The organism is Lachnoclostridium phytofermentans ISDg (assembly GCF_000018685.1).
Taxonomy (GTDB): Bacteria; Bacillota; Clostridia; order Lachnospirales; family Lachnospiraceae; genus Lachnoclostridium; species Lachnoclostridium phytofermentans.
The window spans coordinates 535,310-549,799 of the sequence record NC_010001.1; the positions used below are offsets into that span (position 1 = coordinate 535,310).

Consider the following 14,490-nt stretch of genomic DNA (forward strand, 5'->3'; position numbering starts at 1 on the left):
TACAGAAGAGGATAATTATTGATAAAATGATAATAATTATTTAATTAATTCTTGACTTTTCCAATCTATCACATATAATGTATAAATAAGAATTTTAAACGTATAATTATACAACCTATTACGGTAGAATTGGAGGAAATATGAATTTAAAAGGACGTTCTTTTCTTACATTAAAGGATTTTACACCAGAAGAAATTACGTATTTATTAGAATTGGCAGCAACACTAAAGGAAAAAAAGAAACAAGGAATTACCGGTAATAGTCTAAAGGGGAAAAACATAGCGTTAATTTTTGAGAAACCATCTACCCGTACCAGATGCGCATTTACGATTGGATGTATTGATGAAGGTGGTCATCCTGAATATCTCGGAAAAGATGATATTCAACTGGGGCATAAGGAGAGTGTGGAAGATACTGCTAGGGTGTTAGGGCGTATGTTTGATGGAATTGAGTATCGAGGATTTTCTCAAGAAACCGTTGAAAAGTTAGCGAAATATAGCAAAGTTCCAGTATGGAACGGATTAACGGATGAATATCATCCCACGCAAATCTTAGCAGATTTCTTAACATTAAAAGAACAATTTAAAACATTAAAAGGGCTTAAACTAGTGTTTGTCGGGGATGGAAGAAATAACATGGCAAATAGTTTAATGATTGGTTCCAGTAAGATGGGGATCCATTTTACAATCTTAGCACCTAAGAGTTTATGGCCAAAGGATGAATTGGTATCATTATGCTTAAGTTATGCTAAAGATTCAGGTAGTAAGATTACAATCACAGAGGATTTAGAGGCTGTTTCTGGTGCAGATGCAATCTACACAGATGTATGGTGTTCGATGGGAGAAGAAGATAAGGCGGCAGAACGTGTCGCATTATTAAAACCATATCAAGTAAATGAAGAATTAATAAAAAAGTCAGGGAAAGAAAGTACGGTTTTCTTACACTGTTTACCCGCTGTAAAAGGAAATGAGGTTACAGAAGAAGTATTCGAAAAGTTTGCAGATGTCGTATTTGATGAATCAGAAAACCGTATGCATACGATTAAAGCAGTTATGGTTGCAACTCTCGGAGAAGAGTAAATTGTGAAAGTCAAGATTTTTCACAATTTACTGATCAGGCGTGAAAATACCATGCATAAGAACTTTTAAATCTCACACTGAAGAATGACTCTGGAGAGCTATTTTTCTCATGGATTAATATGTTAATGGTATATTAAAAATATTAGTTTTTCATAGACTAACTCTAATGAAATATTAATTTGAATTTCTCTCACTAAGAAGGTATGATAGATACATACAAAGCAATAGGGTGCGAGAAAGACTTGTTGCTATACGACGCAAAATGAGTGCATAAGCATCATGAGCGATACTATAAATAAAACAGATTTATAGTAGGAGGGTTAAAAAAAATGAAAGGAGAGTTGGTTTATGAAAAAAAATCATTCCAGTTACATCTGGGGCGGACTACTCGTGTTATTTGGAGTATTATTAGCAGCGAGAGCAGTAGATATCTTTACTTTTGATATCTTTTTTGATGGATGGTGGACCTTATTCTTAATCATACCATGTTTTATTAGTTTATTTAATCATGGTGGTGATAAAACTGCTAATTTGATTGGTTTATCAATTGGTATCTTCATGTTATTGTCTGCACAAGGATTTATTACGTGGAGAATGTTTGGACCATTATGTTTTGCAGCAATTCTAGTTTTTATTGGATTAAATATGATCATGCCAAAGAAGCATAGAGATCAAGACTATTCCAGTCAAAATTATAAGACCTATCAAGGTAGTGGTAGTACTGATCAGACATACGATAGAACTTATACGTATGAACAGAACTTTGATGGTACTGAGAACGGACAGCAGTCTGGTAATTATGGATCCACACAGAATACAGGTGGTTCAAACGATGCAAACAGTGGGTATCAAAATACTTACCAGGGTGCCAGGCAAAGCGGACAATTCGCATGCACCGCGGTCTTAAGCGGTAGGGAATTACGTTTTGATAATGAAGTATTCCAAGGGGCTATGTTATCTGCTTTATTGGGTGGAATTGAACTAGACTTAAGAAATGCTATTATCAGAGAGAACGTTGTGATTGAATGCAAAACGATTCTCGGTGGAATAGATATCTACGTTCCAAGCTATGTTAGAGTTGTAGTTAACTGTAATCCAATTCTTGGCGGTGTAGATAACAAGACAATTACACCATTAGGAGCGAATGAACAAACTATTACAATCTATTTGAATGCAACTTGTGTTTTAGGCGGTATCGATGTAAAATAGTACATGATAACACTAAAATGATACAGGGCTGTTGAATACACAGATTCCAAGTGTGATTCAGCAGCCCTGTTTTTGGTAAAATAGCGACTTAGTTGCTAATGGGTTGCGAGTAAGGTAGCGAATTGTCAGCGTAGCTGACATTCGATTACGAGTATCCTTTGACTAGAATAAAATAATATATTTAAATTGGAAAGCATTGATAGGAAGGTAGGTACAAGAATGGAAAATGTCATCTTATGTGTTAGTAGTTCTTATGACAGGAAGTACTATTTAGACGACAAATTTGCTGGACTTCCCGAGCAAATTAAAGACGAGCTTAAAATTATGTGTGTTTTATATACAGAGGATGTTGGTGGTATTCTAACCTTAGAATTTGAAGAAGATGGGACACTAACATTTCAAGTAACCAACGATGAACGTGATTTTTTATTCGATGAGATTGGAAGCGTATTAAAAGTTAAGCAGCTTCAACATACCAAGAGAGAATTATTAGAATCGCTTGAGACGTATTATAAAGTTTTCTTTTTACATGAGGAAATATAATTAGTATAACAAAAAAGTATAGAATGTAAGTTACGATTGAACCGAAAAAAGGAGGATAACTACATGTTACTCGTTATAGATGTTGGTAATACCAATATAACTTTAGGAGTATTTGATGAGGATAAGATTGTAGGTACGTACCGAATTACAACAACTATCCCACGTACTTCGGATGAGTTTGGCCTTTTATTTTGTGATTTATTACATGTAAAAGGGATTGAAAGAACAAGTATTGATTCTGTAATCATAGCATCTGTTGTTCCTGCTATCATGTATTCTTTAACAAGTGCGATTATCAAATACCTTGGCATAACGCCACTGATAGTTGGAGCAGGAACCAAAACGGGAATTAAAGTACTAACCGCAAATGCGAAAGAAGTAGGGGCGGACCGAATCGTGGATCTTGTCGCTGCCTATGAGGAATATGGTGGACCTGTATTTGTCATCGATTTTGGAACAGCAACTACGTATGATCTTGTAACCGAAGATGGAAAGTTCACTGCAGGTATCACAAGCCCAGGAATTCGTATTAGTGCGAATGCCTTATGGAATGATACAGCGAAGCTTCCGGAAATTGAAATTCTAAAACCAGACTCCATCTTAGCAAAAGACACGGTAAGCAGTATGCAGGCTGGACTTGTCTACGGTAATATCGGTGCAACAGAATATATTATTAAAAAAGTAAAAGAAGAATCTAAGTTAGGGAGCCTAAAAGTTGTTGCAACGGGCGGTCTTGGTAAAATAATTGCAGATGCTACCGATATGATAGATATCTACGATCCAAATTTGACCTTAAAGGGATTGCGATATATTTACCAGAAGAATAGATAGAATGTTAAACATATTAGAAAGAGGATAAAATGAGTTTTACCATAGGAAATGTAAATATAAACGGTAATTTGGTACTAGGGCCAATGGCAGGTGTTACAGACCTGCCGTTTCGTCTCTTATGTAAAGAGCAAGGGGCTGACTTGATTTATACAGAAATGGTCAGCGCGAAAGGGATTTATTATAACAATAAAAATACAGAGGTACTTCTTGAAGTAGAAGAGAAGGAGCGTCCTGTTGCTTTACAATTATTTGGAGAAGATCCCTATATTATGAGTGAAATGGCAAAAAGGATTGAACATCGTAATTTTGACTTTCTCGATATTAATATGGGATGTCCAGTTCCGAAAGTAGTAAATAACGGAGAAGGATCTGCACTTATGCTAAAGCCTGAAAGAATTGGTGAGATCGTAAGTGCAATAAGTAAAGCAATTAAAAAGCCTGTTACAGTAAAAATAAGAAAAGGTTTCACGAAAGACAATATTAATGCAGTTGAGGTTGCAAAGGTAATTGAACAAAGTGGTGGAGCTGCAATCGCGGTTCATGGAAGAACTAGAGAGCAATATTACAGCGGCGAAGCTGACTGGGATATCATAAAAGCAGTAAAAGAAGCGGTTTCCATACCTGTTATAGGCAATGGTGATGTACAAACGCCAGAGGATGTAAAAAGAATGATGTCCTATACCGGTTGTGATGCTGTCATGATTGCACGTGGTGTTCGTGGGAATCCTTGGTTTTTCTCGCAAGCAAAACATTATCTTAATACAGGCGAGATTTTAGCAAAACCTAGTGTTCCTGAAGTAATTGAAATGATATTACGTCATGGTAGATTAGCGATTGAAGTTAAGGGTGAATTTACTGCAATGCATGAGATGAGAAAGCATGTAGCTTGGTACACCATGGGATATCCAAAGTCTGCGAAGTTAAGAAACCAAGTCAATGAGATCGAGACATATGAAGACTTGATAGTCCTTATGAAGAAGTATGAAGAAATGCTTGATCTCTAAGATAGTCATTAATATACGCATAAAACGTTATCGTCGTAATATCTATTAACCAACGATAGATAATGCGATACGACTTTTCGAACAAAATAATCTAGTAACGAATATATATGTAGTTGTATAGTAATAAAATAATATTAGATTTCATTTTGTAATACTAGTACAATGACTGAAAGCATTAAAATAGTGACAAACACAAGTAGAAATGTCTGGTACACATTGTCATTATTCACAAAACGCCATAATAAGAGCAGAAAATAGTTGCTTTTTTGCATATAATGTTATAATATACTTAACAAAAATACAAATGTACGCCCTATGAAAACATTTGTGTGTATTATGGTGATTATAGGATTGGAGGAGGAAGTTTATGAGCAAGTTAAGAGTTGGAATTTTAGGTGCTACCGGTATGGTTGGTCAGAGATTTATTTCATTACTTGAGAACCATCCTTGGTTTGAGGTTACGACTTTAGCAGCAAGTCCAAGAAGTGCAGGAAAAACATATGAAGAAGCAGTGGGAAATCGCTGGAAGATGGTAACACCAATGCCTGAAGCTATGAAATCCTTAATTGTAAAGAATGTTAATGAAGTAGAGGCTGTTGCTTCCGAGGTTGACTTTGTCTTCAGTGCTGTAGATATGACAAAGGATGAGATTAAAGCAATTGAAGAAGCTTATGCGAAAACCGAAACACCTGTAGTATCCAACAACAGTGCTCATCGTTGGACTCCTGATGTACCTATGGTAATTCCAGAAGTTAACCCGGAACATTTTGAGGTTATTGCTAGTCAGAGAAAACGTCTTGGAACAAAACGTGGCTTTATTGCGGTAAAACCGAATTGTTCCATTCAAAGCTATACACCTGCCTTAAACGCATTAAAAGAATATGGCCCTAAGGTAGTTGTTGCAACCACATATCAGGCAATCTCCGGAGCGGGTAAGAATTTTGCAGATTGGCCTGAAATGGTAGATAATGTGATTCCATTCATCGGTGGGGAAGAAGAAAAGAGTGAGCAGGAGCCACTTCGTATCTGGGGTAAAGTTTTGGATGGTGAGATTGTCAAAGCAGATGCTCCTTTAATTACAACACAATGTATTCGTGTCCCAGTAACGGATGGTCATACTGCAGCTGTGTTTGTAAGTTTTGAGAAAAAGCCTGAGAAGGAAGAAATTATTAGGGCTTGGAATGAATATAAAGGACTTCCACAGGAATTGAACCTTCCAAGTGCACCAAAGCAATTTATCAAATATTTTGAAGAAGACAATCGCCCTCAAGCAGCACTTGATCGTGACTACGAAAATGGTATGGGAATCTGCTTGGGTCGTTTAAGAGAAGATACTGTTTATGATTATAAATTCGTTGGATTATCTCATAATACAGTTCGTGGAGCAGCAGGTGGTGCTGTATTGAATGCAGAACTATTAAAGGCTCTTGGATATATTGAGGCAAAAGAAAACTAAGATTTAAAATGCAAAGTTGGTTATAAATGAATAAGGGTGTACAGCCAAAGATGTTAAGAAGTAAGTAACTATTCTTAAATATTGGTTGTACACCCTTATGATTTTTATACCAATTCATATCTTTTAAATCTTAAAAAGTATCATCGAAGCAAAAGTCAAACTAATGATTGACTTTTTTTATATTAGGTAACTAATATAACGTTTGTTTATTTATCAAGTCCATATAGATGACGGATTGTGGCCACAGCATTTTCTGAATGTTTTGAGGTTACAATAATTCCAATCACAGGTGGGTCTTGCATATATCCTTTATACGCCTTAAACATCGGAAGATCTTCTGCGTAGATTCCGTAGACACCTACCGGACCTTGTGCTTCGGATGGCAATTCTTCATCATTTAAACGAGTACGGCAGCCGAATAATCGATCGGATAATGCACTGTAAACATCGGTTGGCAATGCATCAGTTAATGGTGTTAGTGAATTTGAAAAAGCATATTTTTCAAACTGTGACTCTGGAGCTATAAAGAGGTCAAGTTCGCCTGAAAAAGAATAGACTGATAACTTTTCTGCGGAGGCATAATCGTTATTATTTAAGTCATAAGTTGTATCTATTAAGATTTTCTGAGTTTCCGGATTAACATCAAGTAACTCATTTAGTTCATTCTCCAATAGTGTTAGTGTTTCTTCATCTAGTGGATAATTAACCATTGCGACGCTAAGCACAGTGTCAGGCTTTGGTGATAGTACCTCGTATAAGAGATAGCTAACAAATCCGATGATGATTAAGGTAGCAAGTAACTTTTTAAAGTAATATTGCTTAAAATAATCCCACTTTTCAGCAGTATTCATTTCACCTATTTTTTGACGCTCTGTCATTTTTTCGCGTTTCTTATAGATTTCAGCATTATCGTCTAAACGCGTTTCCTTAGTAGCCATAAAATACCTTCTTTCTATCTAAACTTGTACGAGAATTTCTAGAATTAGTTTAGCATACAAGGAGGTGAAAAGAAAGAAACAATTTATAAAATAAATTATAAATTACTATGAATAAAATAATGAAAAAATAGCACATATTTCTATGTGCTATTTCTTCATTATATATTAGTTTTACATACCATACATCATAGACGTTAAGTCAACTCCGATGGCATCACCAACTGTGCCAACCAATTCAAGAAGTCCCATAAATGCGTTAGACATATAATCGTTCATTTCAGTTTCTGTATCATAAACATTTGCACCAGCAGCTGGGATAACAATCTCAGCGCCTTCTGTTACCTGATAAGATGCAGTCAAAGAGAATAGGGACATACTAGCAGCTGAAACATTAAAGGTAACATCTTGTTTTTTGCCAGTTACGCCAAATGTTAGTTCAATCGATGTTCCACTAAGTTGTGGTGATGTAAGATAGAAAGAACCAGTGAAATGACCATTCTTTTCATCTACAACCTTTACATTCTCAAAATCAATTGTAAGAGATACATCGCTGTTAGCTATTGAAGAGGTGGAGTCTAATTCGTTAACAAAGAGTTTAACAAATCCTTGATAACCGTTTGATGATTTTGTATAGTTTGAGGTAAGGGACATAAGATTCTGATCATTAACTGCTACATTAAGTTCGATACCATTTTTACTTCCTTTTGCAGTTAAAAAAGAAAGTACCATATTAGATCCATCTGCTGACATGGAAATCCCACAGCCGTGTAACTCATTTTTCTTATCTACAAATATAGAAAACTCTGCAACGGTATTATTAGATGCTTCCGCAGTCTCTAGTATAGAAATAAATTCGTCAAAAGTATTTACTGAATCTGAATTAAGGAGAGCAGAATCAAGAAGATTTTTATAGCTTTCTACGTCATAAACTCTCTTCATTAATTTAACTAGAATATTTTTAGCATCCTGTTCAGAAATTTTTGCAGTTAATTTATCATAAGTAGCAGATACATCAGAAGCAACAATTTTTACATCTTTTACTACGGATACATCATTAATATCCTTTGTTAGAATTTTTGCGCTATCTGTTAATAAGCTTGTTACCTCCTTAGCATCAGGAGTCTTATAGCTTTCAATATTAAATTGTGGAAGAGATGTATCACTCTCAAGAGCTGATAAGTTAAGTGGAGTAGATAAATAGTCAGAAGATAATTCTGGAATACGGAATAATAAAGTATCAGCTGCCTTCTCAAAATAACTCTCTACATTGAAAAGTTTAGTATTATTTGCAGAAAGAGTTGCATCTACATTATGCTTATCTTCTTTATTCTTAATAACAAAGTTTCCGCCAATATTATCAAGTTTTAAGTCAGCAAAAAGGTCAGGATCCGTTTGCTTTATCATAGAAGTTAACATATTATTTACAGTAACATTAAAATCTACAGAAATGGTACTGTTCTTAAGATCGGTAGAAACTTTATTAGATAAAGTCTTTTCATAGGATTTAGCTTCGTCTAATAAATAGTTTTCAATTGCAGATTCGAAACGTTCTTTTGGTGAAGAACTACTTCTTGAAACAGCCTCAATAATGCGTGGAACTGCAAATATTGCAATCACGATACATGCAGCAATACCTGCGACTAAAGCTATGATACCAGCTGTTCTATTGTTCTTCTTAGGTTTGTTTGGTGTGTTGCCGCCTAAAAAGTTGGTTGTAGGTTCTTCTACAATATTAGTTTCTTCTGTATTTACGGTCTCAAACTCAGGTCTTTCTATGGAATTACCTGGTGTCTCATTTGTAACCTTACTTTCGTCTAAATCTGACATAATTTCTCTCCTTTTACCATATAATGCGCTAAAAAATAGCAGACAAGCCTCCCTATCGATTTCTTGCCTACTGGTGTAGATCGCTTATTCCCGAAATGGGAATATTTGAAAGACTAATGAAATTATAGAGGATACCAATAAAAATGTCAATCAAACTGGATTAAAACTTCATTAAAGAATTTATATTTTTTATGTTATTTATATGTAAGTATATTGGTATAGCAATATCAATTTAAACAAAACAGAGGAAAAACTGAAATCTATAATAATGAAGTATTATTATATTAATCTGGTAGGATTGTAGTTTGTCCTCTGTCCTTTGTTTAATTATTTCTTATAATTTGAATGTTAATTCATCATGCTTTTCTTCTGTACTAAAGACATAATCATTTCCTGGTAGAATGGCATTTAATACAATACCAGCAATTGCAGCGACTGCTAAACCAGAAAGTGTAATCTCATAAGAACCAACCATAAAGGTTAAACCATTGATTCCGGTAAAACCAAGTGCACAACCAAGAATTATAGCTGCAATGATAAGGTTACGACTCTGTGTAAAGTCTACGCGGTTCTCAACGACGTTACGAATACCAACAGATGAAATCATTCCGTATAATATTAAGGAAACGCCTCCGATGATAGCTACTGGAAGTGTGTTTATAATAGCAGAAAACTTAGGGAAAAAGGATAAGAAAACCGCAAAACAAGCAGCAATCTGCATAACCTTTGGATCGTAAACTTTAGTAAGAGCAAGTACACCAGTATTTTCACCGTAGGTTGTATTTGCTGGTCCACCAAAGATTGCAGACATACTAGTTGCAAGACCGTCACCGAGTAAAGTACGGTGAAGACCAGGGTTTGTCATATAATTCTTACCTGTAGTAGCACTAATAGCAGAGATATCTCCAATATGTTCCATCATGGTAGCTAATGAAATTGGTACGATAGAGATGATGGAGCTTACACTGAATTTAGCAAAGCCACTTAAAGGAACAGGGTTACCAATCCAATTAGCAGAGGTTACTGCGGTAAAATCAACAGCACCAGTGATAAGTGCTACGATGTAGGAAACAATGATACCTAGCATAATTGGTACAATTTTAACCATACCTTTACCATAAATATTACAAATGATGATAACAGCTAATGCAACGAATGCTAAAAGCCAGTTTTGTTGACAGTTAGCAATTGCAGTTGGAGCAAGAATTAACCCGATAGAGATAATAATTGGACCAGTAACAACAGGTGGGAAGAAACGCATGATTTTATTCACGCCAAATACTTTAATTAATGCAGCTAAAACGACATATACGAGGCCGGCAATCACAACACCACCACAAGCGTAAGGTAAGAGCTCTGTATTTGGTGTTCTTATTATCTGACCATTTACCTCTGTTTCGATAAATGGAGCAACTGCTAAATAGCCTCCGATGAATGCGAAGGAGGAGCCTAAGAATGCTGGAACCTTTCCTTTGGTTAAAATGTGAAATAATAAAGTTCCTAAACCAGCCATTAAAAGAGTTGTAGATACATTAAGACCAGTTAATAATGGTACAAGCACAGTAGCACCAAACATAGCAAAAGCATGCTGTAACCCAAGAAGTATCATTTTAGGTAAGCCAAGTGCTCTGGCATCGTAGATTCCAACAGTGCCTATGGTGTTTTGTTCTTTTGTCATTATTTTTTCCTCCATACATAATAAGATTTTGATTACTAAAAAAACTTTCTAACAAGGGTGCTTAGGACATAAAAATAAGCCTATCATTTAAAAGAAAATGAAAGACTTTAATAACGCCGACAAATCGACTTCCCTGATATAAAATTAGGTATTCTATTTTTACAATACGACAAGCTTTTCATAAATAACTCCTATCATTTATCAGTAGAAAATGTTTCCGGTATATGCACCGTAGACTATAGTATCTTATCTTATTTTTTTTGTCAACCAGAAAAAAAGAAATTTGCAAAAGAAGATTAATTATGGAAAATTTATGATATTTAGAAATAATACGTGGTATGCATTGCATATATTCTGAAAACATAGAGTTTTGAATGCTGAATATAAGGATAAGTGGGTGGAGGAATAATAAGAACAGTGGGTACTCTCTGGATTATGCACTGTGATACTCTTTAAAAATAATTAGATGAAAAATATCTAGTAGTAGAAACATATTTAATAGAGAAGAAACATAAAGAACAGTAATTTAAAAACAGTAATATAAAAAATAGGCATATCAAACAGGAATATAATACTGGAAAGTATAAATAGAACATATAGAGCGGGAACGTATATAGCTGGAACATATAAAGCTAGAAAATATAGAGCTGGAACAAATAAAGCGGGAACATATAAAGCGGGAACATATAAAGCGGAAATATATATAGCTGGAATAAATAAAACTGGAACAAATAAAACAGGAATATATAACAGGTATATATAAAACTGGAAAACATAAACGAGAAGATATTGAGCGGGAAAATATTAAATGGGACATCAGGAAGATATAGAACAAAGCACTTAGAAGAAAAAATAGAACAAGAAAAAATAGAACAAGAAGATATAGAACAAGAAGATATAGAACAAGAAGATATAGAACAAGAGATAACAAGTAATTACAATTGGAACAGGAATATAAAATAGAAAACATATAGAATCATGATAATAAAAAAACGTATTAGTAATATATAATAGTACTAAAGATTACAAAATAACTATATTTATATTTCTTTTAAGTTCCAACTTTTGCATAAAAATAGGAAAAATATTAAATAAAACAAAAGCATAACCATTGAAAGAATGAAATATTTCTTAAAATAACGAAATGGTTTCGTAGCGGAAAGCAAAGGAATACACCGTATGGACGAAAATTTCGTTAAAAATTAGTGTAGTTTTCACAAGGAAACCCTATGGTTTTTGTTGATTAATTCGATTTACTCTTATGTAATCTTGTTATATAATGTGATATGGACAGTTGTACTTACTAAAATGTTTCGTAATGACCTTTCCTTACTCGAAAAAACATTTTTACCAAGAATAATAAAGGAGAATTCGCATGAAATTTGGATTTTTTGATGATTTAAACAAAGAATACGTTATCACAACTCCTGAAACGCCGTATCCTTGGATTAACTATCTTGGATCGCAAGCGTTCTTTTCCTTGATATCAAATACTGCTGGAGGTTACAGTTTCTATAAAGATGCAAAACTACGTAGGATTACAAGATTTCGTTATAATAATGTACCATTAGATCTCGGTGGTGGTCGTTATTACTACTTGTACGATAATGGTGATTTTTGGTCTCCGGGTTTTGCCCCTGCAAAAAAGGAACTAGAATATTATGAGTGTCGTCATGGCATGGGTTATACTAAAATAACAGGAAGAAGAAATGGAATTGAAACAAAGATAACCTTCTTTGTACCATTAGACTATAATGGTGAAGTACATAAAGTGTCAATTGTTAATACAAGTAATCAAGTGAAGAATGTGAAATTGTTTTCTTTCCTCGAGTGGTGTCTGTGGAATGCACAAGAAGATTCTACAAATTTTCAACGAAATTTCTCGACAGGTGAAGTAGAAGTTAAAGGGTCTGTAATCTATCATAAGACAGAGTATAAAGAAAGACGGGATCATTATGCATTTTTCTCTGTAAATGCACCGATTAGCGGATTCGATTCTGATCGCGAGAGTTTTCTTGGTACCTATCATGGTTTTGATAACCCGCAGGTAGTTGCAAGGGGAGAATCAAATAATTCTGTAGCAGATGGTTGGTCTCCAATCGCCTCTCATTGTGTAGAAATTTCCTTACAGCCTAAGGAAAGCAAGGAACTAGTATTTATTCTTGGATATGCTGAAAATAAATTAGAAGAAAAATGGGAGTATCAAGTTGGTGAGGTAGATACCGATGGGTTATTACTATCTTCCGTAGCGCCAAATGGTACGAATGTTATTAATAAGAAGAAAGCAGAAGAGATGATAGCAAAATATGCTACAGTAAAGGCTGTTGATCAAGCGTTACTGGAGCTTAAAGATTATTGGGATAAACTGCTTTCGAAATATAATGTAAAGTCTCACGATGATAAACTAAATCGTATGGTGAATATCTGGAACCAATATCAATGTATGGTAACCTTTAATTTATCAAGAAGTGCTTCCTACTTTGAATCTGGTATTGGAAGGGGAATGGGATTTCGAGATTCCAATCAGGATTTACTTGGATTTGTTCATCAGATTCCAGATCGTGCAAGAGAGAGAATCATTGATCTTGCATCCACGCAATTACCAGACGGTGGAGCATATCATCAGTATCAACCATTAACGAAAAAAGGAAATGATGAGATTGGTGGTAATTTCAACGATGATCCATTGTGGCTTATTCTAGCAGTTACAGCTTATATAAAGGAGACAGGAGACTATGATATCTTAGAAGTGAATACTCCTTATGATAATAAGTTAGAACTTGCGAAACCATTGTCAGATCATTTAAAAAGAGCATTTAACCACGTAATAGAGAATCTTGGTCCACACGGACTACCTTTGATTGGTCGTGCAGATTGGAACGATTGTTTGAATCTAAACTGTTTTTCCATGGATCCAGGAGAATCTTTTCAAACAGTTACAAGTAAGGATGGTAAAGTAGCGGAATCTGTTATGATTGCCGGAATGTTTACTTATATTGGGGAAGAATATGCTATTCTTATGGATAAGGTAGGAAATAACGAAGAGTCTATTCGCGCCATGAAAGAAGTAGAGAATATGCGAGATGTAATTATGAAGCATGGCTATGATGGATCTTGGTTTTTACGTGCCTACGATGATTTTGGAAGAAAAATTGGTAGTGATGAGTGTGAAGAAGGAAAAATATTTATCGAATCGCAAGGCTTCTGCGTTATGGGAAAATGCGGTCTTAACGATGGGAAAGCACAAAAAGCTTTAGATTCTGTAGAAAAACGTTTGGGTACAAAATTCGGATTAGTTCTAAATAATCCAGCATTTACACGATATTATGTGGAATATGGCGAGATTTCTACCTATCCAGCTGGATATAAAGAAAATGCAGGTATCTTCTGTCATAACAATGCCTGGATTATGTGTGCGGAAGCAGTGATAGGCCGTGGGGATAAAGCCTTTGATTACTATACAAAAATTGCACCAGCGTATACAGAAGAATACTCTGAAATTCATCGTTTGGAGCCATATGTCTACGCTCAGATGGTTGCAGGTAAGGATGCCAGACGTTTTGGTGAAGCAAAAAATTCTTGGTTAACCGGAACTGCATCTTGGAATTTTGTAGCGATATCACAATATATACTTGGAATTAAACCAGAATATGATGGTTTAATGATTGACCCTGCAATCCCAACTGATTGGGAGGTATATCAAATAACACGTGAATTCCGTGGTGATAGGTATGATATTACAATAGTAAACCCATATCATGTTTCGAAAGGTGTTAAGAAACTAGTTGTTGATGCGAAAGAGGTGGAGGGTAATATCATTCCGGTATTTGGTGACGGATTAGAACATAAAGTAAAAGTCATCTTAGGTTAAAAAAATAGCTTACTAGCCTCATGAATTATTTGCAAGGCAAGTAGTTCATTGTAT

The 14,490-nt window shown here is 34.9% G+C and carries 11 protein-coding genes; 8 read left to right on the forward strand and 3 right to left on the reverse strand.

What is annotated here, in order from left to right:
• Positions 1-140 precede the first annotated feature (140 nt).
• The 6 genes from argF to asd all read left to right on the forward strand — a co-directional run bounded on the left by argF (position 141) and on the right by asd (position 6,122).
• Positions 141-1,079 carry an ornithine carbamoyltransferase gene (gene argF / locus CPHY_RS02340; RefSeq protein WP_012198451.1) on the forward strand — a complete coding sequence of 313 codons (939 nt, stop codon included), beginning with the start codon at positions 141-143 and terminating at the stop codon, positions 1,077-1,079.
• Positions 1,080-1,427: 348 nt separating this feature from the next.
• Positions 1,428-2,288, forward strand: coding sequence for a LiaF transmembrane domain-containing protein (locus tag CPHY_RS20505; protein ID WP_012198452.1), 861 nt, complete (start codon positions 1,428-1,430; stop codon positions 2,286-2,288).
• Positions 2,289-2,507: 219 nt separating this feature from the next.
• Entirely contained in the window at positions 2,508-2,831 is a 324-nt protein-coding gene (locus CPHY_RS02350; RefSeq protein ID WP_012198453.1) for a DUF6145 family protein, read from the forward strand.
• Positions 2,832-2,894: 63 nt separating this feature from the next.
• A complete protein-coding gene (locus tag CPHY_RS02355) occupies positions 2,895-3,662 on the forward strand; it encodes a type III pantothenate kinase (protein WP_012198454.1) in 768 nt (255 codons plus the stop codon).
• 29 nt (positions 3,663-3,691) lie between these two features.
• Positions 3,692-4,666, forward strand: coding sequence for a tRNA dihydrouridine synthase DusB (gene dusB / locus CPHY_RS02360; protein ID WP_012198455.1), 975 nt, complete (start codon positions 3,692-3,694; stop codon positions 4,664-4,666).
• A gap of 367 nt (positions 4,667-5,033) precedes the next feature.
• On the forward strand, positions 5,034-6,122 hold the full coding sequence (gene asd, locus CPHY_RS02365) for an aspartate-semialdehyde dehydrogenase (RefSeq protein ID WP_012198456.1): 1,089 nt from the start codon (positions 5,034-5,036) through the stop codon (positions 6,120-6,122).
• 206 nt (positions 6,123-6,328) lie between these two features.
• Here asd and CPHY_RS02370 read toward each other — a convergent pair whose 3' ends face one another.
• The 3 genes from CPHY_RS02370 to CPHY_RS02380 all read right to left on the reverse strand — a co-directional run bounded on the left by CPHY_RS02370 (position 6,329) and on the right by CPHY_RS02380 (position 10,565).
• Positions 6,329-7,060, reverse strand: a complete 732-nt coding sequence (locus CPHY_RS02370) for a hypothetical protein (RefSeq protein WP_012198457.1) — start codon at positions 7,058-7,060, stop codon at positions 6,329-6,331.
• A 171-nt stretch (positions 7,061-7,231) separates the two neighbouring features.
• Positions 7,232-8,887, reverse strand: coding sequence for a hypothetical protein (locus tag CPHY_RS02375; protein WP_012198459.1), 1,656 nt, complete (start codon positions 8,885-8,887; stop codon positions 7,232-7,234).
• Positions 8,888-9,221: 334 nt separating this feature from the next.
• Entirely contained in the window at positions 9,222-10,565 is a 1,344-nt protein-coding gene (locus CPHY_RS02380) for a uracil-xanthine permease family protein (protein WP_012198460.1), read from the reverse strand.
• A 789-nt stretch (positions 10,566-11,354) separates the two neighbouring features.
• Between CPHY_RS02380 and CPHY_RS21560 the strand changes: the two genes are divergently transcribed.
• Both CPHY_RS21560 and CPHY_RS02385 read left to right on the forward strand, forming a co-directional pair.
• The gene (locus tag CPHY_RS21560) at positions 11,355-11,528 is read left to right on the forward strand and encodes a hypothetical protein (protein ID WP_157668639.1); all 174 of its coding nucleotides are present in this window, start codon (positions 11,355-11,357) and stop codon (positions 11,526-11,528) included.
• 412 nt (positions 11,529-11,940) lie between these two features.
• On the forward strand, positions 11,941-14,436 hold the full coding sequence (locus CPHY_RS02385; protein ID WP_012198461.1) for a GH36-type glycosyl hydrolase domain-containing protein: 2,496 nt from the start codon (positions 11,941-11,943) through the stop codon (positions 14,434-14,436).
• The last annotated feature ends 54 nt before the right edge of the window (positions 14,437-14,490 follow it).